The 26,138-nt window shown below is 42.8% G+C and carries 26 protein-coding genes and 1 riboswitch; of the genes, 18 read left to right on the top strand and 8 right to left on the bottom strand.

What is annotated here, in order from left to right; translation table 11 throughout:
• Positions 1-99 precede the first annotated feature (99 nt).
• The 4 genes from IGI54_RS11585 (at position 100) to IGI54_RS11570 (ending at position 3,496) form a co-directional block, all read left to right on the top strand.
• The gene (locus tag IGI54_RS11585; RefSeq protein WP_430620782.1) at positions 100-603 is read left to right on the top strand and encodes a macro domain-containing protein; all 504 of its coding nucleotides are present in this window, start codon (positions 100-102) and stop codon (positions 601-603) included.
• Positions 604-726: 123 nt separating this feature from the next.
• The gene (locus IGI54_RS11580; protein ID WP_430620781.1) at positions 727-1,113 is read left to right on the top strand and encodes an ASCH domain-containing protein; all 387 of its coding nucleotides are present in this window, start codon (positions 727-729) and stop codon (positions 1,111-1,113) included.
• Positions 1,114-1,659: 546 nt separating this feature from the next.
• Positions 1,660-3,183, top strand: coding sequence for a helix-turn-helix domain-containing protein (locus IGI54_RS11575; RefSeq protein ID WP_430620780.1), 1,524 nt, complete (start codon positions 1,660-1,662; stop codon positions 3,181-3,183).
• Between the two features lie 19 nt (positions 3,184-3,202).
• The gene (locus IGI54_RS11570) at positions 3,203-3,496 is read left to right on the top strand and encodes a nucleotide pyrophosphohydrolase (protein ID WP_430620779.1); all 294 of its coding nucleotides are present in this window, start codon (positions 3,203-3,205) and stop codon (positions 3,494-3,496) included.
• Between the two features lie 31 nt (positions 3,497-3,527).
• On the opposite strand, the gene gloA2 is transcribed toward IGI54_RS11570, so the two are convergent.
• Positions 3,528-3,917: an SMU1112c/YaeR family gloxylase I-like metalloprotein gene (gloA2, locus tag IGI54_RS11565; RefSeq protein WP_430620778.1), complete on the bottom strand. Its 390-nt coding sequence runs from the start codon at positions 3,915-3,917 to the stop codon at positions 3,528-3,530.
• 75 nt (positions 3,918-3,992) lie between these two features.
• A riboswitch (TPP riboswitch) is annotated at positions 3,993-4,082 on the top strand.
• Positions 4,083-4,195: 113 nt separating this feature from the next.
• Between gloA2 and thiW the strand changes: the two genes are divergently transcribed.
• From thiW to thiD, 4 genes are read left to right on the top strand one after another with little or no spacing between them, the layout of a single operon-like run.
• Positions 4,196-4,717, top strand: coding sequence for an energy coupling factor transporter S component ThiW (gene thiW, locus IGI54_RS11560; RefSeq protein WP_071862617.1), 522 nt, complete (start codon positions 4,196-4,198; stop codon positions 4,715-4,717).
• Positions 4,714-5,532 (top strand): hydroxyethylthiazole kinase, encoded by an 819-nt coding sequence (locus IGI54_RS11555; protein WP_430620777.1) that lies wholly within the window; start codon positions 4,714-4,716, stop codon positions 5,530-5,532. Before thiW ends, IGI54_RS11555 begins: the two co-directional genes overlap by 4 nt.
• On the top strand, positions 5,523-6,152 hold the full coding sequence (gene thiE, locus IGI54_RS11550) for a thiamine phosphate synthase (RefSeq protein WP_311900690.1): 630 nt from the start codon (positions 5,523-5,525) through the stop codon (positions 6,150-6,152). Before IGI54_RS11555 ends, thiE begins: the two co-directional genes overlap by 10 nt.
• On the top strand, positions 6,149-6,967 hold the full coding sequence (thiD, locus tag IGI54_RS11545) for a bifunctional hydroxymethylpyrimidine kinase/phosphomethylpyrimidine kinase (RefSeq protein ID WP_430620776.1): 819 nt from the start codon (positions 6,149-6,151) through the stop codon (positions 6,965-6,967). Before thiE ends, thiD begins: the two co-directional genes overlap by 4 nt.
• Positions 6,968-7,219: 252 nt before the next feature.
• On the opposite strand, the gene IGI54_RS11540 is transcribed toward thiD, so the two are convergent.
• Positions 7,220-7,576 (bottom strand): winged helix-turn-helix transcriptional regulator, encoded by a 357-nt coding sequence (locus tag IGI54_RS11540; RefSeq protein WP_216430485.1) that lies wholly within the window; start codon positions 7,574-7,576, stop codon positions 7,220-7,222.
• Positions 7,577-7,722: 146 nt separating this feature from the next.
• Here IGI54_RS11540 and IGI54_RS11535 point away from each other — a divergent pair, with 146 nt between their 5' ends.
• Positions 7,723-8,931 (top strand): MFS transporter, encoded by a 1,209-nt coding sequence (locus IGI54_RS11535; protein WP_430620775.1) that lies wholly within the window; start codon positions 7,723-7,725, stop codon positions 8,929-8,931.
• A gap of 16 nt (positions 8,932-8,947) precedes the next feature.
• Here the strand turns inward: IGI54_RS11535 and IGI54_RS11530 are convergent, their stop codons facing one another.
• Positions 8,948-10,318 (bottom strand): MFS transporter, encoded by a 1,371-nt coding sequence (locus tag IGI54_RS11530; protein ID WP_430620774.1) that lies wholly within the window; start codon positions 10,316-10,318, stop codon positions 8,948-8,950.
• A gap of 498 nt (positions 10,319-10,816) precedes the next feature.
• Positions 10,817-11,608, bottom strand: coding sequence for a TraX family protein (locus IGI54_RS11525; RefSeq protein WP_430620773.1), 792 nt, complete (start codon positions 11,606-11,608; stop codon positions 10,817-10,819).
• A 386-nt stretch (positions 11,609-11,994) separates the two neighbouring features.
• Here IGI54_RS11525 and IGI54_RS11520 point away from each other — a divergent pair, with 386 nt between their 5' ends.
• Positions 11,995-12,417, top strand: coding sequence for a RidA family protein (locus IGI54_RS11520; protein ID WP_430620772.1), 423 nt, complete (start codon positions 11,995-11,997; stop codon positions 12,415-12,417).
• Positions 12,418-12,461: 44 nt separating this feature from the next.
• On the opposite strand, the gene IGI54_RS11515 is transcribed toward IGI54_RS11520, so the two are convergent.
• Positions 12,462-13,469, bottom strand: a complete 1,008-nt coding sequence (locus tag IGI54_RS11515) for a YeiH family protein (RefSeq protein WP_430620771.1) — start codon at positions 13,467-13,469, stop codon at positions 12,462-12,464.
• An 88-nt stretch (positions 13,470-13,557) separates the two neighbouring features.
• Between IGI54_RS11515 and IGI54_RS11510 the strand changes: the two genes are divergently transcribed.
• The 3 genes from IGI54_RS11510 (at position 13,558) to IGI54_RS11500 (ending at position 16,487) form a co-directional block, all read left to right on the top strand.
• Positions 13,558-14,394, top strand: a complete 837-nt coding sequence (locus IGI54_RS11510) for a LysR family transcriptional regulator (protein ID WP_216430491.1) — start codon at positions 13,558-13,560, stop codon at positions 14,392-14,394.
• 197 nt (positions 14,395-14,591) lie between these two features.
• Positions 14,592-15,161: a LemA family protein gene (locus tag IGI54_RS11505; protein ID WP_430620770.1), complete on the top strand. Its 570-nt coding sequence runs from the start codon at positions 14,592-14,594 to the stop codon at positions 15,159-15,161.
• Between the two features lie 15 nt (positions 15,162-15,176).
• Positions 15,177-16,487: a TPM domain-containing protein gene (locus IGI54_RS11500; RefSeq protein WP_071862628.1), complete on the top strand. Its 1,311-nt coding sequence runs from the start codon at positions 15,177-15,179 to the stop codon at positions 16,485-16,487.
• Positions 16,488-16,610: 123 nt separating this feature from the next.
• On the opposite strand, the gene IGI54_RS11495 is transcribed toward IGI54_RS11500, so the two are convergent.
• Genes IGI54_RS11495 through IGI54_RS11485 form a run of 3 tightly spaced genes read right to left on the bottom strand, consistent with a single transcriptional unit; the run spans position 16,611 to position 20,504 of the window.
• Positions 16,611-18,359, bottom strand: coding sequence for an ABC transporter ATP-binding protein (locus IGI54_RS11495; protein ID WP_430620769.1), 1,749 nt, complete (start codon positions 18,357-18,359; stop codon positions 16,611-16,613).
• A complete protein-coding gene (locus IGI54_RS11490; protein ID WP_430620768.1) occupies positions 18,349-20,070 on the bottom strand; it encodes an ABC transporter ATP-binding protein in 1,722 nt (573 codons plus the stop codon). The genes IGI54_RS11495 and IGI54_RS11490 overlap by 11 nt, the downstream gene beginning before the upstream one ends.
• Entirely contained in the window at positions 20,067-20,504 is a 438-nt protein-coding gene (locus tag IGI54_RS11485) for a MarR family winged helix-turn-helix transcriptional regulator (protein ID WP_430620767.1), read from the bottom strand. The genes IGI54_RS11490 and IGI54_RS11485 overlap by 4 nt, the downstream gene beginning before the upstream one ends.
• 293 nt (positions 20,505-20,797) lie before the next feature.
• On the opposite strand from IGI54_RS11485, the gene IGI54_RS11480 reads away from it, so the two are divergent.
• Genes IGI54_RS11480 through phnX form a run of 5 tightly spaced genes read left to right on the top strand, consistent with a single transcriptional unit; the run spans position 20,798 to position 26,125 of the window.
• Positions 20,798-21,562 (top strand): ABC transporter ATP-binding protein, encoded by a 765-nt coding sequence (locus IGI54_RS11480; protein WP_430620766.1) that lies wholly within the window; start codon positions 20,798-20,800, stop codon positions 21,560-21,562.
• On the top strand, positions 21,463-23,214 hold the full coding sequence (locus IGI54_RS11475) for an ABC transporter permease subunit (RefSeq protein ID WP_430620765.1): 1,752 nt from the start codon (positions 21,463-21,465) through the stop codon (positions 23,212-23,214). The genes IGI54_RS11480 and IGI54_RS11475 overlap by 100 nt, the downstream gene beginning before the upstream one ends.
• 19 nt (positions 23,215-23,233) lie before the next feature.
• Positions 23,234-24,205 carry an extracellular solute-binding protein gene (locus tag IGI54_RS11470; protein WP_430620764.1) on the top strand — a complete coding sequence of 324 codons (972 nt, stop codon included), beginning with the start codon at positions 23,234-23,236 and terminating at the stop codon, positions 24,203-24,205.
• 14 nt (positions 24,206-24,219) lie between these two features.
• Positions 24,220-25,314, top strand: a complete 1,095-nt coding sequence (gene phnW / locus IGI54_RS11465; RefSeq protein WP_430620763.1) for a 2-aminoethylphosphonate--pyruvate transaminase — start codon at positions 24,220-24,222, stop codon at positions 25,312-25,314.
• Positions 25,304-26,125, top strand: coding sequence for a phosphonoacetaldehyde hydrolase (gene phnX / locus IGI54_RS11460; RefSeq protein WP_430620762.1), 822 nt, complete (start codon positions 25,304-25,306; stop codon positions 26,123-26,125). Before phnW ends, phnX begins: the two co-directional genes overlap by 11 nt.
• Positions 26,126-26,138: the final 13 nt, after the last annotated feature.

Here is a 26,138-nt window from a genome sequence, read left to right as displayed (position 1 = left end):
GGCTGCCCCGCACCCAAGTAATTGGCTGCGGTTTTTTATATAATAGGATTAAAAAAATCTTGATATACTAGATAAAAAGCAATTGAAAGGAGTTTTACTATGATTGAAGTCATCTTAGGAGATATCTCTCGCTTGCCCTTTTCGGTGGATGCGATCGTAAACGCGGCTAATACAGCCTTGATCCCAGGTGGTGGTGTTGACGGGGCGCTTAATCGAGTGGCGGGTCCAGCACTAAAAAAAGCGATGGCAGCGATGGGTGGGACACCGACTGGTACTGCGGTCATTACACCTGCTTTTGATTTGGCGGCTGATTATGTTATTCACGCAGTTGGTCCCCGTTATCGTGACGGGAAGCAGCATGAAGCGGAGCAGTTGCAGTCTGCCTATGAAGCAATTTTTCATTTGGCGCATCAACAGGCTGTTCAAACGCTAGCTTTGCCAGTATTAAGTACAGGAATCTACAATTATCCCAAAAAGGAAGCGGCAGAGATCTTGTATCGTGTGGCCAATCGCCCAGAAAATCAAAATATTGAAACTAAAATTATCGTTTTCGAATCGACTTGGCCACCGCTATTTGAAAAAATTATCGCGGCATCAAGTTAGTAAATTAAGATAAATCAATATTATTATTTAGTTTTTTCACAAATGTAAGCGATATATATATATATATTATCGAGAGAAATAAGTGATAAAATAATAATAAATAAGCAAAGGGAGGCAAGTTTCTTGAAAGCTATCTCTATTCATCCCGAGCCAGTTATGGAAATTCTTGCGGGAAAGAAAACAAAGGAATATCGTTCATGGACTACGCATCATCGCGGGCCATTACTAATTTGTTCAACGGCAATCAAAACCCCCGGCTGCATTTCGGGGCATGCGGTTTGTATTGTGGACTTGGTTGATGTGGAACAGTTAGGGGAAGGCTCTTACGCTTGGATCTTTAAAAATGTACGCTGCATCCATCCTTTTCCTATTAAAGGCCAGCGTCGCCTGTACCACGTTCCAGATGAGCGTATCATGGAGCCGACGAAGGGCGAATTTTTAGTCGAAGCTGGTGAAAAGGTCGTCACCGAAGAATTTTGGCAAAAGTATTATCTCGCATTGATTAGTTAATTAATTTTGTAAGCGATTTTTTATAAAATTATCAGAGTGATAAATGAGTTGTCTAGTATTAATGGGAGGAAACAGAACTAGCTGGATCAATTCTAGTGAGTTTATGTGAAGTAGAATAAACAAAAAAATTAAATTTTTTTAAAAGTTCATTTAGAAAGCTGAAGTTAAGGCTTAAAGTAGCTGATTCATGGTCTTTTTTGCGAAATGAAATTGCTTTTTTTTCAATTTTTTCCTATTTTTCAAAAAATGAATTTTTCTAATTTATACATTTTGAATTATTTTAGGCTAAAATTGTCAATATCACTTTAATATATTATTATTTGTTAACAACAAAGAAGATTCCAAGTATTCAAGTCTTTTTTTGAATAAGACGATGAAAGCAAAATGAGAAAGTGATACGGGTTGTAAGTTCTTTTCTTTTTCCGTAGAGGGCGTTTTTCAGGCTAAATCTATCTTGTAAAAAGGCGGGTACTTTATTTTCTGAGATGAGTTGTTTGGAGAGAGATGAGGTTTGGCAGGGGCGTTCTTTAAAAGGGGAGAATGATCGTGGACTTTCGTACAATTTTAGGAACAAGTAATAATCGTCGATTAGCGTTGTTGGAGCAGCTGTATTATCGAAGAGATGGTTGGTCGAGTGATCAATTGTTAAGTGAACTGAATTGTTCATTACCAATTTTATTAAATGATATTGAACTAATTAATGGAGAAAATCCGAATTTTCAAATCATTAAAACGAAAGGACTCTACCGTTTAATCGTGGATAAGACGGTTAGCTTGGGTAATTTATACGCAAATATCTTAAATACTTGTCCGGAATTTCAGATCATCGAAGAATTGTTATATGAAGAGTGTGAGAACATCACCGCCTTAGCAAAGAAGCTGTACCTTAGTTCTTCTAATACACAGCGCTATTTGAAAAAGATCGAGAAGGTCTTGACGCAGGCTGGGATGGAATTATGCTATCGGCCATTACGAATCGAAGGGAATGAAGCTGAGATTCGTAATTTTTATTATCGTTTTTATAGCGAGCGTCAAAGCGCTTTTGAAAGTACCTTGCCGAAATTACCAACGAAGCACTATTACATCATTGAACAATATGTCCAAGATTTTGTGGAGGCGAATCAGATCCACGAAAAATATATTTTCAAAAAACGTGTCATCTATAATATGTACATCAGCTTTTGGCGGATAAAGAGCGGGCACGATTATCCTGAAGACGAGCTGCGGACGGAAGGGCTGATCATGCCTTTAGGCGTCTCTTATAAAAGACTAAAGCAAGCCGTTCGCGATGGTGTGAATCTAGAGTTACCCCCGATGATGCTGCGAGATACGCTGTGGCTAACGTATTCTGACTCGATTGTTTTCAGTATTCCTCATCGGGAGATCGCCATGACGGATAATCCGAAGTATCAAAAATTATTTATGGAGCATTATGAGCTAGTCGAGGAATTCAATCAAATGCTGGGTCATCGTTTAACCAAGCAAGCGCGAATTGATTTGACGACGGTGCTGTGCAATGATTTTTATTTCTGCAATCCTGAAGGTAAATATATCGGACTGCTTTGGCGCAATCGAACCTCTTTTCTAAAGGAAGTTTCCCGCGTATATCGTCGCGGAGTAGAAAAAATCAGAGATTTAGTCGAGCGTTTCGTAGATAAGTATCAGATGTTCCAAGATGAGGATTATATCCGGAACTATATTTATTTATTAGTTACGACAGAGGTCAAGAGCTTAGATTGGTTAGCCAGTCAGGATCATTTGCTAAAAGTTTTATTATTATCAGATTTAACTCCGACTGAGGAAACCTTTCTGACAAGACAAATTCAAGTTTCGGTGTACGGGAATTTTTCCATTCATCATTTTGAAAAGTTAGTCGGCGGCTCTTTACAACTGCAAGAGGAATTAAAAAAATACGATTGTCTGATTACCACGGGCTCTGCTGAAGGGCTACCAAAGGATTACCCGGTAGTAGTGATCGATCCTTTTTTGACGGTTCAAAGTACTCGCTGGATTCAAGAGATGGTCAGTGAGCTGGCGGAAAAGCGCAGTCTTGTTTCTGTGGTAGAATAGGAGCGAAAGAAGGTTGACTATGAACAGTATGGAAAAAATCAATCAATTTCGTGACGAACGAAACTGGCGTCCCTTTCATAATGAAAAGGATCTGGCGCTGTCGATTACACTAGAAGCGGCGGAGCTATTAGAGCTTTTTCAATGGAAGGACTCGAAAGAAGCGCGAACCCAAACCGAACGTTTGAAAGAAGAGCTAGCGGATGTTTTGATCTATTCGTATATGATGGCAGATAATTTGGACTTCGATATTGATGAGATCATCAGTGAAAAATTAAAGAAAAATGCCATCAAGTATCCTGTTGATGAAGCATAGAAAAAGCGGCAGAGCAAATTCTGCCGCTTTTTTATTCGTGTAGCTCTAACGGCAAACCATCGGGATCGAAAAAGAACGTCATCCGTTCACCGGTAAAATCATCGCTGCGTAAAGGTTCGCAGTCCACCCCTTGTTCCTTTAAGTAGGCGACTGTCGCTTCGATGTCTTCTGTTTTAAAAGCGAGATGACGCAAACCGGCCGCTTCAGGAAAACTGGGACGTTGAGGCGGGTTATTTGCGGCAAAAATTTCTAATTCAGCGTCATTTAGCTGCAAATCCAATTTATAATCCTCTCGTTCTGGACGATAATTTTCACGAATGATGGGCAGACCTAAGATATCGACATAAAAGTTACGAGCCTTCTGATAATCAGAAACAATGATCGCCACATGATGAATGGCGGAAAAATTTGGTTTTGGCATAAAAGTTTCCCTCCTTTTTCCTAAGTATAAGCTAGTTGGAATAAAAAAAGTATGTTATACTTCAAACAAATTGAAGAGAAACATTTGGGGTGCTATTTAGCTGAGATTATACCCACTGAACCTGATGCAGTTAAGACTGTCGAAGGGAAATGTAGCTAGTGATGAATTGTACCCGACCAGTTTTTTTGGTTGGGTTTTTCTATTTTTACAATGACTTTCTAGCAGCAAGAGTGGAACGACCAGCCCCAAATATCTCTTGAGGAAAAGGGGCTGTTTGCATGGAAAAAGATCGTATCCATAAGTTGACCTTGTTGGCGTTGATGATTGCTTTAGACGTAGTGTTGTCTCCGTTAATGAGGATTGAAGGGATGGCGCCGATGTCGAGCGTCATGAATATTATTGCCGGAGTATTGCTGGGTCCTTTTTACGGTACCATGATGGCTTTGGTCTGTGCGTTGATTCGCATGACGATGTTGGGGATTCCACCGTTAGCTTTAACGGGGGCAGTCTTCGGGGCTTTTTTTGCAGGGCTGTTCTACAAGTTTGGCAGAAAGCTCGTCTGGTCGATGGTAGGTGAAATTTTCGGGACGGGAATCTTAGGCTCATTGCTGTCTTATCCGGTGATGGTTTGGTTTACTGGCAGTCAGCAGGAATTATATTGGCTGATTTATACGCCGCGTTTTATCGGAGCGACCTTGATTGGTTCCGCTATCGCCTTTGTTGTCTTGGTGAAGCTGAAAGAAACAAAAATATTCAAGCGCTGGCAGCGATTGTTTTTTGAAGGGAGAAGGTTTGAATGAAAACGGTTGAGATAAGTGCGAGCATGCCTTTGGCAAATGCGCCCTTGGTTCATTGTATTACGAATGAGGTGACTTGCGAAACAGTGGCCAATGCTTTGCTGTACGTGGGGGCTAAACCCATCATGGCTTCAGACGAGCGGGAGTTTGCGGAGCTGTTTCAGCAGACCGACAGCTTGCTGTTGAATATTGGTCATTTGTCAAAAACACGGGAAAAAAGTTTAGTGGGGGCTGCTGAATTGGCTAAAGAGCTGAAAAAGCCAACGGTCGTGGATTTAGTCGGCTATGGTGTCAGTACTGTGCGAAATCAAGTTGGCCGTTTGCTGGTAGCGGCGGAGCCCACTGTGGTAAAGGGAAATATTTCTGAGCTGCGGAATTTTTGCGGGTTACCGAGTCAGGCTCGTGGGGTGGACGGTAGTCCGTTGGATCAAAGTGAAGCGGCGCTGGAGGAATTAACGCTTGCTTTACAAAAATTGACGGTGGACTATCCACGAACGATTTTCTTAGCCACGGGCAGTCAAGACCTGGTGGTGGATCAAAAGAATAGCTGGCGCTTGCAAAATGGCGTACCGGAGTTGGATCGTTTTACTGGCACCGGTGATGTGGTGGGCGCATTGATCGCGGCCTTGCTAGGCAGTGGAGTGGTTGGAGCAGCAGCGGTAGTGAGTGCCGTCAGTTATTTCAACTGTTGCGGTGAAGCGGCTAAAAATCAGCGAGGCTTAGCAAATTTTCGGCAAGAGACATTGAATCAATTGACTTTGTTGATGGAAACAGAGTGGACAAAAGGTGTGAAAGGATGGCAACGCTCATGGATTTAACGTTGTATTTAGTGACGGACCACTATCAGTTTAACGACAAGAAATTTTTAAGTATCATCGAGGAAGCTTGTCAAAACGGCGTAACCTTGGTGCAATTGCGAGAAAAAGAATTATTAAGCGGCGCTTTTTATGAATTGGCGCGAAAAGTCAAGGCAGTGACGGATTGTTATCAAGTTCCATTGATCATTAATGATCGGGTGGATATTTGTTTGGCAGTGGATGCAGCAGGTGTCCACATTGGCGATGATGAAATGCCGGTGAACGTGGTTCGGTCTTTGATCGGTTCAGAGAAACTATTAGGGGTGTCCGCTAAGACGGTCGCTCGCGGCTTGGAAGCACAGCAGGCAGGGGCCGACTATTTAGGAATCGGTGCGATTTTTCCCACGACGACAAAAGAGACAACCTTGACTTCGCTAGAAACATTGCAAGCAATCAATCAAGCTGTCGCAATCCCTAGCGTGGCGATTGGCGGGATCAAGGAAGATAAACTCCTTCAATTTAAGGGAACAGGTATTGCAGGTGTTTCAATTGTCAGTGAGATCATGCTAGCGGAAAATGTCGCAGCGAAGGTTCGTTCACTGAAACAAAAAATGATTGATGTACTGGAGGTCCAAGCATGATTAATTCAACACCACAAGTCGTCACTATCGCCGGCTCAGATTCAGGCGGCGGAGCGGGCATTCAAGCCGATTTAAAAACCTTTCAAGCGCGAAAGGCGTTTGGCATGAGTATCATCGTAGCTTTGACGGCGCAAAACACTTACGGTGTGCAGGACAGCTTGGCTATTCCTAGCGCCTTCATCGAAGAGCAATTTGATTCGCTAGCGGCGGATTTTACGATTGGAGCGGCAAAGACAGGAATGCTGGCCGATGTGGAACGGGTCGAAACGGTCGTGAAAAAATTAAAGCAGGTCGATTTTGGCCCACTGATCGTTGATCCAGTAATGGTGGCAAAAGGCGGACACCATCTATTACAAACCGAGGCGGTCCAGACGATCAATCAAAAATTATTGCCATTAGCTACCGTCGTGACACCTAATTTGCCAGAAGCAGAGGTGATCATTGGTGAACGGATCGTAACGGATCAAGAAATGACCACGGCAGCTAAAAAACTGCAAGCCTTAGGGACGAAAAATGTGATCGTCAAAGGCGGTCATAGTCACAATAGCAACGCGGCCGATTTCGTGTTACTAGCCGATGGTGAGGCCTTCTGGATGAGCACACCTCGTGTTGAAACGGCAAATACTCATGGTACCGGCGATACTTTTTCTGCTTGTATCGCGGCTGAGTTGGCAAAAGGGACGGACTTGAAGCAAGCGATCGTTATTGGCAAGCAATTTATTCAAGCGGCGATTAGCCAGCCGATTTATGTGGGGCATGGACATGGACCGACGAATCATTGGGCTGAAATAGCAGACGATGTTTCTATTACGTGAAAAAGGCTTTCGCAAACTCGTTTGGCATATTGCTGATAAAGCTAGTTTGTGAAGCCGAACATGGATATACTTGTTGTAAAGCGATTTATTCATGTAAAAAATTTATCCTTTCTTTCCGCGGCAGATAAAAGAAGGAGCTGGGACATTAATTTGTCTCAGCTCCTATTTCCGTATAAACGGTGTGACAGAAGTAGCTTCTTCGGAAATAAGCCGAAATTTCTTGAAGTTGAACACTTTTGTCCCAACCTCTTTTTAGTTTGCTTTCTCTAAGCAAACTGGGTGGCCTTGTTCTTGTAGATGAGCGACGTGCTGTTCGCCCCAGCTACACAGGTTGTCCAAAATGTCAGATAGACTGCGGCCGTATTCACTTAAAGAATATTCGACCTTCGGCGGGACTTGTTGATAGACTTTGCGGTCGATAATGTTGTCCGCTTCTAATTCTCGCAGCTGAGAAGTCAGCATTTTTTGACTGATGCCAGAGATTCCTCGTTTCAAATCACTAGGGCGCATCGGCCCATGCCGAAGATTACATAGAATGATCGGTTTCCATTTTCCACCGATGACAGCCATCGTGGCTTCGACACCGATCATATAAGCGCGATTTTCCAAATTTTTTTTGCTCCTTTAAAGCTTGTTATGATCCAAAAGTTACTAAAAAGTATCTATGGTACAAAAAAGTGGGTACTTACCAAAAGATCTTCCACAGTATATAGTATCTTTTCGTAGCTTACAAATACTTGCTTTGGAGGAAGAAAATGGAAAAGAAACTATCACCTAATTTAACGTTATTTGCTTTAGCGATCAATGCCTTTGCGATTGGATCGACTGAATTTATCAGTGTCGGCCTGCTGCCACTGCTAGTCAAAAGTTTTCACGTCACGTTGGCTCAAGCGGGCCTGACGGTCTCACTCTATGCGTTAGGCGTTACGATCGGTGCGCCGCTTTTGACTGTCTTAACAGGAAAATGGAATCGACGCAACTTGATGCTAGGTATTATGCTGTTGTTTATCAGCGGGAATCTGTTAGCGGCCTTTGCGCCGACTTTTCTGATTTTATTAGTTGGTCGAATTTTAGCGGCGCTCGCTCATGGCATCTTTATGTCGGTCTCTACAGTGATTGCGGCGGATGTCGTGGAACCTTCACGGCGAGCAAGTGCGATTGCCATTATGTTTACTGGTTTGACAGTTGCAACAGTGACCGGAGTACCACTAGGAACCTTTATCGGTCAGCAAACGACTTGGAAAATGTCCTTCATTTTTATCGCAGTCGTTGGTTTAATTGGATTGATCGCCAGCAGCTTTTTAGTGCCTCGTAATTTACCAATACCAGGAAAAATTGACTTAAAGGGATTTGTAAGAATCTTTACGAACAAACCGTTAGTCATGTCCTTTTTAATCACGGCATTTGGTTATGGCGGGACTTTTGCAGCGTATACTTATTTATCGCCAATTTTAGCAGGATTTGGTTTTTCTGCTAGTGCGGTGGTCATTATTTTGATCGTTTACGGCATCATGGTGGCGATTGGAAATACAATTGGTGGACACTTTGCCAATGCTCAACCGTTGGCTTCATTGATGAAGATGTTTGGTTTATTGTTAGTTGCGCTCGTCTTTTTATTTGTGACCGTTTTGCTTGGAAACACTATTTTAGGATTGTCGGCGGCGCTGTTGTTAGGTCTATTTGCATTCATGAATGTCCCTGGCTTGCAGCTGTATGTTGTAGAGCTAGCCGAAAAATATGTCCCACAAGATATTACTTTGGCCTCAGCCTTGAACATCGCAGCTTTTAATATCGGAATTACTTTAGGTTCAACGATTGGCGCTCAAGTCACAGGTAAAATAGGACTTGCCTACACACCGATTTTTGGTGCAGTGATCGTTTTATTAGCAATTCTTTTGATCGTGCAAGTGAGAAAAAGTGAATCAGTTGAATCAATTGATTCCATGAGCGAATGTGAAGAATAAAAAAAAGAACCAGCCATCAAGCGATGGTTGGTTCTTTGCGGAAATGAATCCAACAAGCAATCAAAACGATCACTAGCAGTGCGAGTAGAAAGAGCAGCGAGATTTGCGAACCGGTAACAGTGGCGGCAATAAAATTCGACTGGGATTGCTGTGCTAGATTAATGATAGTCGCGACGATCGCGGTGGCGACTGCACCAGAGAACTGTTGTAACGTATTAAAAAGAGTATTGCCGTCGCCGTAATCAGCTTCTGGCAATAGATTCATGCCGGTCGTCATCAGGTTGCTGTAAGCAAAGCCGATTCCGATCATATAAAAGACATGGCCTGCTACAAACCCTAATAAATTTGGTGCTCGTAATAATACGGTCAAAGCGATCCAGCCGATCGTCGCTAGGCTTAGGCCTAATAGGATTGGTTTTTTTGAGCCGAAGGTATCTAAGATGCGGCCAGAGATCGGTGCTAGGATGGCACCGACAGCAGCACCCGGCATCATAACTAAGCCAGCAATAAAAGCGTCTTTGCCTAGAACGATCTGGATGAAGTTTGGCAGGACGAAGGAAATTCCTAAAAGTAAAAACTGACACACGAGAAAACCGCATAAAAACAAAACGAAGACGTTGTTTTTCAGAACAGTAATGCGCACCAATGGATTTTTTCCGCGAGTCGCTTGCCGATAAAAAATCACGAGACCTAAGATTCCAACGGCCAAAGATACGAGACTCAGCCAGCTGCCTAGTTGATTTAAGAACATTAACAGCCCACTAAACAGAAGGGCCACGCCTAACAAACTGACGACATCCAGTCTGCCGGATTTTTTGACCGGCATTTCAGGGATCGCATATAAGCCGATAATTAACGACAAAGCCAAGACCGGTAGTAAAAATAAAAAGATCGAATGCCAAGACAAGCTAGCGGTCATGATTCCGCCGTAAGTTGGTCCGATTGCCGGCGCAATGGAGGTCGTCAAGGTTCCAACCCCCATCATCGTTCCCCGTTTATGCATCGGTGTAAAGTTCAAAATAATATGGAACATTAACGGTAGCGCGATTCCGGTGCTGACACCTTGTAACAGGCGTCCGGCTAACAAGATACTAAAGGAAGGCGACCATAAATCCGTCACCAAACCGGCAATAAAAAAGAGATTAGCGACTAAAAATAATTTTCGAATCGAATAATTTTTCAATAAGTAATTTGAAAAAGGCACCATGATAGAGATCACTAAGAGGTAAATCGCCGTGACCCACTGCACCATTCCAGTGGAGATCCCAAATTGTGTGATCAATGTTGGAAAGGTAACGTTCATGGCGGTTTCAATCAGGACACCAGCGAAGGACATGATCCCAGTGGCTAAGACAGCATACAACAAATGGATTTTCTTTTCTTTCATTTTATAACCTCACAGACTTTACTTGAATAATCGTATAAAAAAGCGAAGAAGAACTCGCAGCTACTTCAAAGTGGCGGACTCATTTTTCAAAAAACGAAAAATGAAATGATCTTCAACACGCGTGCGATTCCACTAAACTTGCTAAAGCAAGAAGAGGAACTTGCGGCTACTTCAAAGTGGCGGACTCATTTTTCAAAAAGCGAAAAATGAAATGCTCTTCAGTACGCGTACGATTCCACTAATCGCATTAAAAATGCGAAGAGGAAATCGCAGCTACTTCAAAGTGGCGGGCTCATTTTTCTAAAAAGCGAAAAATGAATGATCTTCAGCACGCATACGATTCCACTAAACTTGCTAAAGCAAGAAGAGGAACTCGCAAAAAGAGAGAGGTGGTTTCTAAATTAATAGAAACCGCCTCTCTCTCGACACGCGAAGCGTGTTATCTGTACGATTTATTCACAATCAGCATTGTACGGCTTTTTTGTTTGAAGGTCAAGCTTAGCGCTGGATCAAAAAGCTGATGACGGCGAATAACGCGATATGTGCGGGATAAAAAGTGTAGAAGAAATTCCGCATGCTGCGGCCTTTTTCGCCGTTGTAAAGAATGATAGGAATAGCTGAAAAAAGCATCATCCATTGGAAATTCAAAGTGAAGGCCTGTTGTATGCCGCCGCCAAAAACGAGCATGATTGCTGCGACTACTACTAATGCAGCGACTTGTAACAGTTTTTTGCCGTGGAATAGATAGAACAAGACGGCTAGTAAAACAAATAAAATTCCACCCTCAGTCAGTAATAAAGTTGGCACCAGCAAAGTAAAGATTTGGAAGAAAACCGGTCCAATCTCTGACTCGAATAAGCTGCTAGATAATAAGGTCATTGCTAAGATACTTAGCAGTGTTGGGACAAGGAACCAAATCAATCCTTTGAAAAAAGTTTTGCGTTGTTTGAAGTATTCGCATGCTTGCATATAAACAGTTCCTAAAAACAGCGTTCCAAAAATATTATTCATAATAATAGCATCACCAGTCATTAGGTAGCGGTTGATAATTTGGCCAATGATTCCCATGATCCAATAGCCCACCAACAAACGGAACATATATTTTTTTCGATTGCTTGTATGAATAAAGCCCTCGGAACTTTCAAAAAGGAAAATCGGTGCTGCGATTCGTCCGATCCAGTGAAACCACATCGGAACTCCTAGAAATAGGAAAAATTCTGCTAGATGATCGATCACCATCGTTATGACCCCAACTACTTTTAACTGGAAACCAGTCAATCCATGATTCATTAAAAAACTCCTCTCTCTTTATTTCAAAGATACCGAAAAAATTTGAGGCTCACCATGTATCTAACGAACAATCAGCTTACAAAAATGAGAGAAAGACAATGATTAAATGTCAGAAAATTCTTTAAACTTATTGACAAACACAGCAACCTCCGTTATTATTACAACCATAAATTAATTTAATTGCCATTTAAATTTAATTTTAAGAAGGAGAATTTCTATGAACGCGACGACTGCTTGGCAAATGATTATTATTAGGCTTAGGACTTGAGACTTGTTTTGAAAAAAACGGTTTGAAGTCCTGTTTGACATTTGTTAAGTGGGATTCTCCAGCATCTCACTGATAAAGGTGGGGTGCTTTTTTGATTTCAAAAAAAGGAGTGGGAAAAATGAAAAACAATGTAATGAAACTGGATCTTCAAGAGGTAGCACCTGTTTACACCGTCGAAACAAATGAGGCGCCGCAGGCAATTGGTCCCTATGTGCAAGGAAAAGTCGTCAATGGTTTCTTATATGCCTCAGGCCAGATTGCCTTGGACCCAGTCACTGGAGAATTAGTCGGGGAAACGATCCAAGAGCAAACGAAACAGGTGCTGCAAAATGTGGGTGGCATTTTGCGGGCAGTTGATCTAGATTATGATCAAGTTATCAAAACGACTTGTTTTTTGAATGATATCGGTGAATTTGTCGAGTTTAATCAAGTCTATGAAAGTTTTTTTATTAATGAAAAGCCTAGTCGTTCTTGTGTAGAGGTGGCCCGCTTGCCTAAGGATGCGTTGGTGGAAGTTGAAATTGTCGCGGTGATAAAATAAAAAAAGAAGGACGTGGACCCACCAGTTGGTTGGCACACGTCCTTTTAAATGTGTAAAAGAAAAATCAACGCGACTGCGGCGATGGTTTGCAGCGAGCCGACAGATAAACCGTAAATCAAAAAGCGCGGGCCTTCTTTCAAAAATTTTCGGAAATCTAAACGCAGGCCAATGGCAGCTAAGGCGATCGTTTCAAACCATGAGCTGATAAAATGTGCTCCTTGATTAAAGAAGGCAGGTAAAGGCAGGAAGCTATTCACTACGCAGGCTAATAGAAAACCTAAGACATACCAAGGAATCGGAAATTTTTTCTTGGCATTTTTGGTAGTGACTAATTGATCGCGGCGCACCTTTTGTTCAAAGACGAATACTACAACGACGAGAAAAATGATCCGCGTGATCTTAAACAGCATCGAAAATTTGACCGTCTCGGCATTGACCAAGCTAGCGCCGGCGACAACTTGCCCAACGGATTGCAACGTGCCTCCTAATAAAGCACTTTTAGCGAACAACGCACCGCCGAACAAATGAATTCCTAAAAAGGGCAGCGTCAGCATCATAACAGTTCCCAGCAGATTCACCAGCGTGATGATCTGTCCTTTTTGATTATCATCCGCTTCAATCGCTGGTGCAATCGCTCCAATGGCAGAAGAGCCACAGACCGCGTTTCCACCGGCCATCATCAAGGCCATTTTTTCATTAAAGCCGAGCTTGCGACCTAGCAGATAAGCTCCGACGATGACGATCGTCATGAGAAGTATGATAAAAATCAGCCCTTTGATACCCATTTGACCAATCGTTTGGAAGGTCACTGTGAGGCCTAGTAAGACAACGGAGTATTCCAACAGCCGACTCTCAGAAAATTTTGTCCCGTCCGCTAGACTTGTTTGTTTAAAAAAAGTATTTCCTAAGAGAATCCCCAGCAAGATCGCAAGTGTCGCTGCACCAAGCTTTGGCAGTAGCAGCGCCAAGAGCTTGCCGCAGATCGCGACAGCTACCGACAAACTTAAGCCAGGAATGATTTTTTTTAATGACATTAAAATAGTGTTAGACATATGCAGGCTCCTTTCTATGAAAATTATTATAACCGACAACTTTGATTATTATTATTTATTGATATAATACCTTAGATAGAAAAAAATAATGGAAGTGATTACGATATTTAAATGGCTAGAAACCTTCAAAGTAGTTTATGAAACCAAAAATTTTTCCAAGGCTTCGGAGATTTTATTTATTTCTCAACCGACTGTTTCTTCACAGATCAAACAGCTGGAAAATGAATTGAATACGCAGTTGTTCATCCGCAGCGGTCGCAAAGAAGTCTTGGTAACTCAACAGGCAGAAATTTTATACGAGCGGGTCGTGGATTTGATCGATGACTGGGAGAATCTGTATCAAGCAGTTCAAATCAATCAACAGCAAATCATCCGGTGTGTAATCGGCGCTTCACACACCTTCGCCAATTATGTTTTGCCCACTTTGCTGATCGATTTGTATCAAAATTTTCCCCATATTCGTTTCAGTGTTCAAATGATGAATTCGCTAGAAGTGCTGCAGGCGGTAGAACATCATACGGTTGATCTTGGATTTACTGAAAAACCATTATCCTCAGCGAATATCAAACGCGTTTCTTTAATGGAGGACCAACTAGTTTTGGCTGGCGATCCTAAGACCGGCCCGTGGCTCGTTCGGGAAAATACTTCCGGCGTCCATTATTACACGAAGCGCTTTTTAGATGAGAGAGATATCAAAGACCCTATCATCGAGATTCAAAATAATGAGATCATTGTAGGTTTATTAAAGCGTGGCTTTGGCTGCTCGGTAATTTCTGAACGAGCGGTTGAAGGAATTTCTTATCAAATGCTGGATGATAGCTTTAAACGAAATTTTTATTTGATTCGGCGGAAAGCTCAAGACTCTGAAGAGATTGAAAAATGTACCGAATTTATTGAGCAGTGGTGTAAACAGCAAGTGCTGTGAGAGATAATTTATTTAAGAAGAAGGAAGCGAGGATAAAAAATTATACTCGCTTTTTTTTTACTTATATGAAGGAAAAAAACGCTTTTTTCTTTGTCAACCACCTAATTGAAAAATCGGTCGAAAGGCTGAGGCGCGCCACGGGGCGAGTGCTATAATTAGCTCAATCACAAAGAAAAAAGAAAAGAGGATTGAGGAAAATGAAAAGAAATTCAGGGCTTATTGTTGGGCTTGGTGTGATTCTTTTAGCAATCGGTGCTTACTTGATCACCACCTATAATTCATTGGCTTCGGCGGAAAACAATGTCGATGCCAAATGGTCGCAAGTTGAAAATGTGATGCAGCGACGGGCAGATTTGATTCCGAACTTAGTGAACAGTGTGCAAGGCAGTATGAATCATGAAGAGAAGATCGTCAAGGAAATTACAGACGCACGAAAAGCTTACAACAGCGCGAAATCACCTGCGGAAAAAAACGCGGCGAATAATCAGATCGAACAGAGTTTAGGAACAATGGTGAATGTAATCCAAGAAGATTATCCGACACTAGCTTCAAATGAAAATGTTAAAACATTGATGGTACAACTAGAAGGAACAGAAAATCGTATTTCCGTTGAACGAAAGAATTATATCGAAGAAGTCAACGATTACAATCAAAGCTTAGTCCGCTTCCCGAAAAATATGGCGGCGAAAGTCTTAGGCTTTGATAAGAAAGCGAATTTTAAAGCGGATGAAAAAGCCAAAGAGGTGCCTGACGTTAGTTTTGAATAAGGATGGGTGAAAAAAATGAAAAAGGATCCGTATGCTTCAAGGGAACAGCTTCATCAAACGGTTGTTGGGAATTACCGCAAATTGCGTAGGCGCAGCGGTATTTTTTCATTAGTGTTAGTGATTGTGCTGCTGGTGAGCGGATTTTCATTCTTAAGGTTAGTTACTGGCGGTGGTTATGGCGATAAAAAAGCTGGCTACGATCAGCAGCTAACAACGTTGGATCAGGAACGAGCAGCTATTCTAGCTGGTAAACAAGTGACAGTTACACAATCCTTCAAAACGACTATGAATGACAATTTGTCTAATTTAAAGGAATATCCAAGGCAGGCCAATAATTATCAAGTCGCGATCAAAGGGACAGATAGTCATTTGACGATCAATAGGAATAATGTTTTTGTTTCTGACAACGCGCGGATGCTGAGTGATAAACTGAAACAAAAAATTTATCAATTAAACAAACAACTGGCGGCCAGTACCAACGGCGCGCAATTAGCCGTTGTCACCGTACCTGAGTTGCCTCGCGGGGAAGACATCGAGTCTTACGCCAATACAGTCTTTAATCAATTGGGTATCGGCGATAAACAGGAAAACAACGGCGTCTTGTACCTGATTGCTTTAGACGAGCAGGAATTTCGATTAGAAGTGGGGTACGGGTTGGAAGGTCTGATTCCCGACGGTAAGGCAGATGACATTATTAATAACGACGATGTCGTGGATGCTTTTAAGGATGAAGATTACGACCAAGGCGTCAATCAAGTGATTGATGAAGTCTTCGCCACCATGAATACCAAGACGGCACTAGTAGATTCGCAAATCGCTCAAGTAAAGGATCAACGAACACAATTGATGTTTTTCCACTGGACTGGCCTAGTCGTATTAAGTCTTTTGTGGTTAGTCAGTCTGATCAGTCTGATAAATCTTTTGCGAGCACGAGTCTTTTTAAAAGAAACCTATAAGCGTTACCAGCAAGCAACGACCACGATTGTTGGTGATAAAGCTTTGAATCGGGCAACGCAGCAATCGCCGCTGTATCCGATTTTCTTAAGTGGCTTAGTGATCGGCTTATCTGTCAGAGGGATTAAGCGAGCAATCATTCAAGGACAGCTGCTGCGTGATCCAGCGGCGGAAAAGAAATTGTTCGGTCGGATCTTGATTGGCGATACCCTTTATTCCGGCAATGGGGATGTGCTGACAACGGCGTACTTAGCATCAAATTATAATTCCAGTAATTGGTCGGATAATAACAACAGCTCTGGCGGCGGCTCATCGTGGGGTTCCTTCGGTGGTGGGTCCTCCGGCGGTGGCGGAGCATCTGGTGGCTGGTAATAAAAAATAGAAAGACGTTTACCAAAAGTTGGTAAACGTCTTTTTATTTACATCTGTCTCCATTATTTCGATTGCTGTCGGATCTATCAAAAAACGCCAATCCACAAATGGACTGGTGTTTTTTTAATGCTCAAATTGTGCTTGATGGAGCTGATAGTAGTTGCCTTTTTTTGCTAAGAGTTCTTCATGAGTCCCTTGTTCGACGATGTTGCCGTTATTGACGACTAGGATCAAATCGGCTTCACGAATCGTTGAGAGCCGGTGGGCGATGATGAAGGAAGTCTTATCCACCATCAAACGGCCCATCGCTGCTTGGATCAACAGCTCGGTTTGGGTATCGACATTGGAAGTCGCCTCATCTAAAATCAGCAGCTCTGCATTCAGCAGCATCGCCCGGGCGATCGTCAGTAATTGTTTTTGACCTTGAGAGATCGTCAAGCCGTCTTCGGTCATGAGCGTGTCATAGCCTTTAGGCAGCTGGGTAATAAAATCATGGATGTGAGCGGCCTTTGTAGCGGCAACGACATCTTCCATCGTGGCGGCTTCATTGCCATAGGTCAGATTCTCAAAAATCGTCCCGGTAAAGAGCCATGTGTCTTGCAAGACCATCGCGTATTGTTTCCGCAAACTTTCGCGGGTCGCTTCTTTGATATTTTGTCCATCTAAATAAATTGCGCCACTATTTGGATCGTAAAAACGCATTAATAGATTGACGATCGTCGTCTTGCCGGCACCGGTGGGCCCAACGATGGCGACCATACTGCCGGGGGCGATGTCAAAGGACAGATCGTTGATTACCGGTTGTGCTTGCTGATAGCTGAAAGAGACATGATCGAAGCGAACAGCGCCCTTCACATGGTCGAAGACGTAAGCCTCAGGCACATCTTGGACTTCAGGTTCTTCATCTAACAGTTTAAAAATACGTTCAGCAGCAGCGATCGAGGATTGCAGGTCGCTGAAAATATTTGCCAGCTCGTTGATTGGACCAGAGAATTTTCGTGAATACAGCACAAAGGACGAAAGTTTCCCTAATGTGAGATGACCAAATAGGAATAAAAACGCGCCTAAGATACTGATCAATGACAAGGAGACATTGTTAATGAAGTTGACGGAAGGTCCAGTCATGCTGCCGTAATATTCGGCATTGTAATAGGCGGTCATGGCTTCGTCATTTTTAGCGGCGAAGCGCTTGATCATGGTTTCTTCTTGATGATAGACTTTCGTTGTTTGTTCGCCGGATAAAAGTTCTTCGGTCAGACCGTTTAATTCCCCTAGCTTAGCGGAACGTTTGCGAAACAGCGGCTGGAATTTACTGGTCAAAAAACGTGTTAGTAAAATCGATGCTGGCACGGTGACTAAGAAGATCGTTACCATTATTGGCGAAATCACCATCATCATCACAAAAGAACCGATGATGGTGACCAAGCTGCTTAACACTTGGACGGAGTCGCTGGCTAGTGAGGTATTGATCGTGTCGATATCATAGCTCATGCGGCTGACGATATCACCTGTTTGATGCTGATCAAAATAGCCTACTGGCAGGGAAACGATTTTATCAAATAAATCTTTCCGTAATCGAAAGGCGATTTTTTGACTCAAATAAATCATTAAGCGACTGATACCGTAGCTTAAAATCGCTGAGGCTAAGTAAAAGCCCACCATCCAAGCACAGTAAAAGAAGACTTTTTGAAAGGCGACCTTACCTTGGCCGATCTGGATCGCATCGATGGCGTAGCCGGAAAGCAAAGGCCCGACTAAAGCAAATAAATTACTGGCGATGGTTAACAGCACCGCTAAAAATAACAGCCATTTGAATTGATACAAGTAGCCCCATAATCGCAGCAGTGTACTTTTACGTGAATTATTCTCCAATGCTCGCCCCTCCAATCTGACCGTGGTAGATCGTTTGATAAGTTGAATTGTCAGCCAGTAGCTCTTCATGACTGCCATAGCCGATCATTTTTCCTTTTTCTAAAAGGAGGATCTTGTCTGCATGTTGGATCGAGCTGATCCGTTGAGCAATCAAAATTTTGGTAGTCGCTGCAAAATGAGTCCGCAGGGCTTTTCTTAAATTCGCATCAGTATGATAGTCCAACGCGCTAGAGGAATCATCTAAGATCAAGAGATCCGGCTGGCCAATCAACGCACGAGCTAAGAGCACTCGTTGTTTCTGACCGCCACTGAGATTTTGTCCTTTAGCTTCTAAGTGGTAATCCAAGCCTTCCGCTAATTTATCAATAAATTCTCGGGCCTGCGCATCGTCTATTGCTTGCTGGACTTGTTCTTCTGAAAAAGCTCGACCGAATAAAATATTTTCGCGGATCGTATCGGCGAACAAGACATCTTTTTGTAAGACAGCGCCGATTTTTTGATGCAGCGCGTCTAAGGAATAATGCTTGATGTCTTGGCCGTCCAAAAGAATTTGTCCAGAGGACCGATCATACAAGCGTAAGATCAAACTGGCGATGGTGGTTTTCCCGCTGCCGGTAGCCCCCATGATTCCTAATGTTTCGCCGGATGCTAAATTGAAGGAAATATCTTCGATCGCAGTCGCGGCGTCGGGATAGGCGAAGGTCACGTGATCGAAACGTAATTTTGTCGTGCTTTCCTTGCGTTGTTCTAAAGTACCGGGAACCAAGGTTGGTTTTTTCCGCAAGACATCGTTGATTCGTTTGGCGGAAGCCAGTCCTCGGGAATACAAAACAAAAATTCGCGTGATCGACAGCATCGCATTCAAAATAATCGTGAAATACGTTAAGAAAGCGACGATCACTCCGGGTTGTGTCAGTCCTGCATTGACGCGGTAGGAACTGACTACGATCACGAGGGTCAAGCCTAGATTTAAAAATAAATCCAACAATGCCGGCGAAGCAGCCAACGTCACATTGGCTTTCGTCTCCGCATTTACTAATGATTGATTGACTTGTTCAAAACGATTCCGTTCATACGCTTCCTTCGACAACGCCTTGATGACGCGGGAACCAGTCACATTTTCCCGCACCGTCAGCACGAGTTGATCGACCTTTGTTTGCAATTTGCTAAACAGCGGCACACCTTTTTTAGAAATGTGTGTGACCACCACGAAGATGATCGGCATCACCGCGACTAAGACCAGTGTCAACACCGGATCTAAGGTGGTAGTAATCAAAATTCCGCCGATCAACAGGATCGGTGCGCGAATGCCCATCCGCAGCATGACTCCTAATGTTAAATGAATATTATAAGAATCGGTCGTGACTCGTGAGACTAATGAGGAGACGCTGACCTCTTCAATCTGAGTCGTATCTAAATAACTAATTTTTTTGAATAGGTCATCGCGAATATGCTTGGTCGTGTTCTTCGCCGTTTTTGAGACCATGCGGTTGGCAATGATATTCGCCCATAAAGCAAAGGCGGAGGCCAATAGCATGACACCGCCCCACAAAAGGATTTTGTGGGGATCTTTTTGTGGGATCACGTGGTCTAAAATATAGGCCAGCGTCCACGGGAGGACCAGTTCCATCATTGTTCCTAAAAATTTAATAATCACGCCAATCGTCACTTGTGAACGATAGGGTCGCAAATAGTTTAAAATTAATTTCATTTTTGCTCCTTACTACAAATGCGTGCTTCCGCAGTTGTCATGATCTTATCTAAGTCTGCCAAAAGTTCAGCCTGTCGTTTGGCGGGGACTTCTGCCAATAGCGTCTGATTCCAGTCGGCTAAGATGCGGCGAATCTCCTCTTTGATTTCCTGTGCTTTTTCAGTGGGAAAAATTTGTAAGCGTCGGGCGTCTGTCGGATCACTTTTGCGAGTGATAAAACCCTTTTGTTCTAGCTGGGCCAATTGGCGAGCGACGTTGCTTTTATTTACAAAGATGCGACAAGCCAGCTCTTCTTGGGAAATCCCTGGTTGACGGCAAATCGTTAAAATATAGGCGTGATGCATTTCACCCAAGCCTAATTTTTTAAATTCCTTTTCACGATACAAGGCTGAAAGTCGCGCGAGGCGATTGACCATTTGCATAAAAGAATCCATTTTCTTCCTCTCATCCTTCCTTTGAACCAGAATAAGTATAAAAGAAAATCGTTGCGGGTGCAACGATTACAGTTCAGATTATTTCCGCAAATCTTTACACGATCATAACAATCTTTATTTTATCTTTGCATGAAGTTGATCGAGCCTTAACAATGCGCCGCTATACTTTTTTACATAGGTGGGCAATCACTTAGCGTTACTTTACTAGTTAGGAAGACGCAAAAAACAATCAAAAAATGAAGAATGACTCTTGGGAAGAACGGCCCCTTCAAGATGAAAAGGAGAGAATAACTGTGCTGAAACTCGAAAAAATCCACAAGCAATTCCAAGAAACGACGGTGCTGGAAGATATCAACTTAGAGATCGCAGCCGGCGAGATTGTTTCTATTTTAGGGCAATCCGGTTCGGGCAAAACGACCTTGTTGAATTTGATTTTAGGATTAGAAGAACCGACAGCGGGGAAAATTTATTTTAATGATAAAGAAATCACTCATACGTTAATGGAGAAACGGCCTTTCAATATCGTTTTTCAAGATTACGCGCTGTTTCCTAATTTAACCGCGTATCAAAATCTGATCTACGGCTTGAAAAATGAAAAGGAGCGTTCTTCTAGTGACGAGGTAGCGGAATTGATTCGGCTGCTGAACTTAGAAAAACATTTAGACAAGCCAATCCATCAACTGTCAGGTGGTCAAAAACAGCGGGTGGCGTTAGGTCGAACATTAGTGATGAAGCCGCAGCTGCTATTGTTAGATGAACCCTTGAGCGCGTTGGATGGGGTGATCAAGGAATCAATCAAGGAAAAAATTCAAGAAATTGCCCGTAAGCTGCATTTAACTATCATCATCGTCACCCATGATCCGGAAGAAGCGTTGACGATGTCCGATAAGATCGTCGTACTAGATAAAGGAAAGATCGCCCAGTGCAGTTCGCCAATCGAGATCATGAGTGCGTCTTCTTGCCATTTTGTGGAGGAATTCATCGTCAATCAATTAGCAATCAAGCAACGGAACATCCAGCAGATTTTTCAAGCGTCCATGAAGCTGGTGGCTACATGAGTAGAGTTCTTTCCTTGAAACGTTTCAGCAGTTGGTTGGTCTTAGGCTTTTTCATTTTATTTCTAGCGTGGCCCTTAGTGCAGATCGTTTTGACTGCTTTTCCTGAGGTCGGCGGGAAAAGTATTGACATTTTTAGTCCCAAGTGGCGAACCTCCTTTAGTAATAGCTTGAGCTATTCTTTGATCGCGACCAGCTGTTCGACGTTACTAGGATTTCTCTTGGCTTACGGCAATAATTTTACGCAGATCAATCGCAAATTTTTAAAGCTGAATGAGAGCATCTTGCATTTCCCGATGTTGCTGCCGACGATTACCTATGGCTTTGTTCTTATTTATGCCTTTGGAAGTCAAGGACTGTGGAGCAAAATTTTTAAACAGGAGCTGTTCCACATCTATGGGTCCATCGGTATTTTATTAGGTTTTATCATTTACACTTTGCCACCGATCTTTATTTTGATTAATAATTCCATGAAATATTTAGATACGCAGCTGTTCATCGTTTCTCGTTTGATGGGGGACGCGTGGCATCGGTCTTTAGTGAAGACGATTTTGACTCCTTTGGCGCGGGTTTTGGCGGTGGCCTTTTTACAAGGGTTCTTCATGTCCTTCACGGATTTTGGGATTCCCAGCGCGGTAGGCGGACAGACACCTTTTATCACGACCTTATTATATGAAGGCTTTATGGGAACGATCCCGAATTTTCAATTTGGTTCACTCGTAGCGTTGACGATGCTTTTGCCATCGATCGTAAGTATTTTGATTTTGAATCATTTGCAAAAGAAGGTCGTACGATACGAAAAACCACGACCGATCGTGATGAAAAAAAATCCAGTCAGAGATTGGCTTTTCCGATTGCTGTTTTTAAGCGTCTCATTATTTATCTTAGGCGTGTTTGCGGTCTTGCTGATTATTCCAATGGTCACGAATTGGCCTTATGAGTTGCAGCCGACCTTTACTAATTTCGCTCGCTTTATTCAAGATGACAGTCTCGTTTCTACTTTGAGAAATTCCTTGATGATGGCGTTATTAACCGCGTTGGTTGGAACCGTGATCGCGTATTTCGCGGCGATCCTGACTTCACGGGAGCGAAAATTGTATAAGGTCAATCAAGTGATCGACAGCATCGCGACGATCACCAACTCGATTCCAGGCATGGTTTTAGGGGTCGCCTTCTTATTACTTTTTAGCGGCACCCAGCTGCATAATACGTTGCTGATCTTAGTCATCGTTACGGTCATTCATTATTTTTCTACGCCGTATCAAATGGCGAAGGAAGCCTTGCAAAAAATGAATTTAAATTGGGAGAACACCGCGAAATTAATGGGAGACAGCTGGATTAAAACGGTTTGGCGAATCTTGATCCCGAATTCTAAAATCACGATCATTGATATTTTTTCTTACTATTTCTTCAATTCAATGGTCACTATCAGCGCGGTAATTTTCTTGACTAGCGCCAACACGATGGTTATTACCGCCAAGCTGAAGGAGCTTCAGCATTTTGGTCGGTTTAACGATATCTTCATGCTGTCACTTTTTTTACTAGTTATTAATTTAAGCGTGCAAGGACTGACGCAATTAGCGAAGCGAACGACGCTTCCAAATTTGTTTACGAATCTAGGAAAAAAACATTCGATTGAGAAAAAACGCGTATAAAAGAAAAGGAGAATGATGAATGATAAACAAATTAATCGTCTTACTAGGCTGTGTCTTTACCTTGTTGTTATTAGGGGCTTGCAGCAAAAGCAACGCCGCGAATGACAAGGTAACGATCTATACGAATGCGGATGAGGAGCCGGTAGCGGTAATGAAAAAAGTCTTAGATGATAACGGCTATAAAGGTAAGTACGTCCTGCAATCTTTTGGGACTTCAGAGCTAGGCGGAAAGCTGTTGGCAGAAGGCAAAAATATCGAAGCGGACCTAGTGACGATGAGTACCTTCTATTTGAATAGTGCGCAGCAAAAGGAAAAAATGTTCAAGGAAGAAAAGCTGCCGGTCAAACCTTTAGTGAAAATTCCAGACTACGCCGCACCCTTCACTGTGCAAGAAGGTACGATCTTTTACAACACTGATAAAATGAAGGAATTGAATTTACCGATCCCGAAAAGTTTAAAAGATTTAGCGGACCCGCAATACAAAGACGTTCTATCGATCTCTGACATCAAGCAATCATCAACGGCGTGGCTGTTATTCCAAGCGTTAGTGGATACTTACGGCAAGGATGAAGCGCAGACGATTTTAAAAGCTATTTATAAAAATACTGGCGACCATTTGGAAAGCTCAGGCTCAGGTCCCATCAAAAAGGTTCGTTTAGGAGAAGTCGCGCTGGGCTTCGGTCTACGTCACCAAGCGGTCAAAGACAAGACGGATGGTTTGCCGATCGATTTCGTGGAGCCTTCAGAAGGCACCTATACATTGACCGAGTCGTTAGCGGTAATTGACAAAGGTAAAAGCACGAACCCTGAAGCGGAAAAAATGCTGGACTTGATTTTGGAAAAAGGTCGGGAGGATTTATTAAAAATTTATCCAAGCGCTTTATATGAAGGTGAAAAAGTCGACAGCCGCTACTTGGCCAAAGATCAAAAAGTCTTCCCTGAAGAATTGACGGCGGAATTATTAGAGCAGCATCAAAAATTAGTGGATTAAGTGAGGAGCACAATATGGAATACAAATTATTGACGCCGGGTCCCTTGACGACCTCGGCTACTGTCAAGCAAGCGATGCTAACGGATCATTGTACATGGGATCAAGAATACAAAACGATTACACAAGAGATTCGTCAGAAACTGTTGGCTTTAGCCGGTGTCTCAGAGCAGGAATATACGACGGTTTTGATGCAAGGCAGTGGGTCCTTCGGTGTGGAAGCGGTGCTTAGCTCAATGATTAAGCCGACGGATCATTTGTTGATTTGTGCCAATGGGGCGTACGGCCAACGAATCGTCGCCATGAGCGAACGCTACCAGCTGAACTATACTGTTTACGAAGTGGCAGAGAACGCGATTCCCTTAGCGGCGGACATCGCAAAGCTCATCGAAGCCAATCCGACTATTACAGCGCTAGCGATGGTTCATAGCGAGACGACGTCAGGCATTTTGAATGACTTGACGGAGATCGCTCAGTTAGCCAAAGAGCAACAGTTACTTTTTATCGTTGATGCGATGTCCAGCTTTGGCGGCATCCCCATTGATGTTTCAGGATTGGAAATTGATTTTCTGATCTCCAGTTCGAATAAATGTATTCAAGGCGTGCCGGGCTTTTCTTTTGTGATTGCTAAGCGAAAAGAATTGGAACAGCGGCAAACCTTTGCTCGGACGTTGTCTTTGGATCTGTATGATCAATACAAAGTCATGGAAAAGGATGGAAAATGGCGTTTCACTTCGCCAACCCACACGGTTCTAGCCTTTTATCAAGCGTTGATTGAATTGGAGGAAGAAGGTGGCATCCATCAGCGGTATGTCCGCTACTTGACAAATAATCGACTGTTGCGGCAAAAAATGTCAGAGATCGGCTATCGTCCCTTTATCAAAGAGCATCAAGGACCCTTCATTACTTCGTTTTATTATCCAAAACGGGGAAACTTTAAGTTTGACCATTTCTATGCGTTTTTGAAAGAGCATGGCTTTGTAATCTATCCAGGTAAGATTAGTTCGCAAGAATGTTTTCGTATTGGCAATATTGGCGAGATTTATCCAGAGGATATCGATCGCTTAGTTGAAGTAATTGAACACTATTCGGAGGTAGCTTATGTCAGTTAAAACAATTATTTTAGATTGGGCCGGTACGACGGTTGATTTTGGTTGTATGGCGCCAGTCCAGGCATTTAAAGGGGCTTTTGAGAACAAAGGGATTAATCTTTCTTATGAAGAGATTCGTAAACCAATGGGAATGTTGAAGTTGGATCATATCAAGCAGCTTTTAGCATTAGAGACAGTGAAGCAACAATGGCTGGAGCAATTTGGTGAAGCTAGCAATGAAGCAGCGGCACTGTCGATTTATCAAGATTTTGAAAAATACCTCTTTGCAGATCTAGCAGAGCACAGCCATTTGAAACCTGAAACAAAACAGGCGATCAGAAAGATTAAGCAACTGGGTTTCAATATTGGGACAACCACTGGTTACACGCAAGAAATGATGGCAGTCGTAGCAGAGACTGCCAAAATCGAAGGCTATCATCCCGATTATTTAGTCACACCAGATGAGGTTGGATCGCTAGGACGACCCTATCCTTACATGATCTATCAGAATATGCGTCATTTTCAAAATCGCTCAGTGCGGGAAGTGATCAAAGTCGGCGATACCTTCTCAGATATCCAAGAAGGAAAAAATGCTGGAGTTTTAAGCATCGCCGTGACGGAAGGCAGTTCGGTGATGGGCCTCTCTTTTGATGAATACAAACAATTATCAAAAGATGAAATGGATCACTTGAATCAGCAAACCGCGGATAAATTTTATCAGCAGGGCGCTGATCTGTGTGTGAAAAATTTATTAGAGTTGGCAGAATTATTGCAAGAGCACACCGCGATCCCGCAATTGATCAAACAAAAAAATAAATTCGCAATCAGCTAACAGAAGTGTTGAG

Source organism: Enterococcus sp. DIV0800 (assembly GCF_050559735.1).
Lineage (GTDB): Bacteria > Bacillota > Bacilli > Lactobacillales > Enterococcaceae > Enterococcus_A > Enterococcus_A devriesei.
Note: the sequence above shows the minus strand (reverse complement) of the source record. Positions and strands in the feature narration are given on the sequence as shown.

Bases quoted from the DNA above. Each gene is read 5' to 3' on its own strand.
- IGI54_RS11485 (WP_430620767.1), bottom strand. From the start codon at position 20,504: ATGGATTCTTTTATGCAAATGGTCAATCGCCTCGCGCGACTTTCAGCC.
- IGI54_RS11490 (WP_430620768.1), bottom strand. From the start codon at position 20,070: ATGAAATTAATTTTAAACTATTTGCGACCCTATCGTTCACAAGTGACG.
- IGI54_RS11510 (WP_216430491.1), top strand. From the start codon at position 13,558: ATGGAAGTGATTACGATATTTAAATGGCTAGAAACCTTCAAAGTAGTT.
- thiE (WP_311900690.1), top strand. From the start codon at position 5,523: ATGGATTTAACGTTGTATTTAGTGACGGACCACTATCAGTTTAACGAC.
- IGI54_RS11515 (WP_430620771.1), bottom strand. From the start codon at position 13,469: ATGTCTAACACTATTTTAATGTCATTAAAAAAAATCATTCCTGGCTTA.
- IGI54_RS11505 (WP_430620770.1), top strand. From the start codon at position 14,592: ATGAAAAGAAATTCAGGGCTTATTGTTGGGCTTGGTGTGATTCTTTTA.
- IGI54_RS11525 (WP_430620773.1), bottom strand. From the start codon at position 11,608: ATGAATCATGGATTGACTGGTTTCCAGTTAAAAGTAGTTGGGGTCATA.
- IGI54_RS11555 (WP_430620777.1), top strand. From the start codon at position 4,714: ATGAAAACGGTTGAGATAAGTGCGAGCATGCCTTTGGCAAATGCGCCC.
- phnW (WP_430620763.1), top strand. From the start codon at position 24,220: ATGGAATACAAATTATTGACGCCGGGTCCCTTGACGACCTCGGCTACT.
- gloA2 (WP_430620778.1), bottom strand. From the start codon at position 3,917: ATGCCAAAACCAAATTTTTCCGCCATTCATCATGTGGCGATCATTGTT.
- thiW (WP_071862617.1), top strand. From the start codon at position 4,196: ATGGAAAAAGATCGTATCCATAAGTTGACCTTGTTGGCGTTGATGATT.
- IGI54_RS11535 (WP_430620775.1), top strand. From the start codon at position 7,723: ATGGAAAAGAAACTATCACCTAATTTAACGTTATTTGCTTTAGCGATC.
- IGI54_RS11530 (WP_430620774.1), bottom strand. From the start codon at position 10,318: ATGAAAGAAAAGAAAATCCATTTGTTGTATGCTGTCTTAGCCACTGGG.
- phnX (WP_430620762.1), top strand. From the start codon at position 25,304: ATGTCAGTTAAAACAATTATTTTAGATTGGGCCGGTACGACGGTTGAT.
- thiD (WP_430620776.1), top strand. From the start codon at position 6,149: ATGATTAATTCAACACCACAAGTCGTCACTATCGCCGGCTCAGATTCA.
- IGI54_RS11520 (WP_430620772.1), top strand. From the start codon at position 11,995: ATGAAAAACAATGTAATGAAACTGGATCTTCAAGAGGTAGCACCTGTT.
- IGI54_RS11585 (WP_430620782.1), top strand. From the start codon at position 100: ATGATTGAAGTCATCTTAGGAGATATCTCTCGCTTGCCCTTTTCGGTG.
- IGI54_RS11570 (WP_430620779.1), top strand. From the start codon at position 3,203: ATGAACAGTATGGAAAAAATCAATCAATTTCGTGACGAACGAAACTGG.
- IGI54_RS11470 (WP_430620764.1), top strand. From the start codon at position 23,234: ATGATAAACAAATTAATCGTCTTACTAGGCTGTGTCTTTACCTTGTTG.
- IGI54_RS11500 (WP_071862628.1), top strand. From the start codon at position 15,177: ATGAAAAAGGATCCGTATGCTTCAAGGGAACAGCTTCATCAAACGGTT.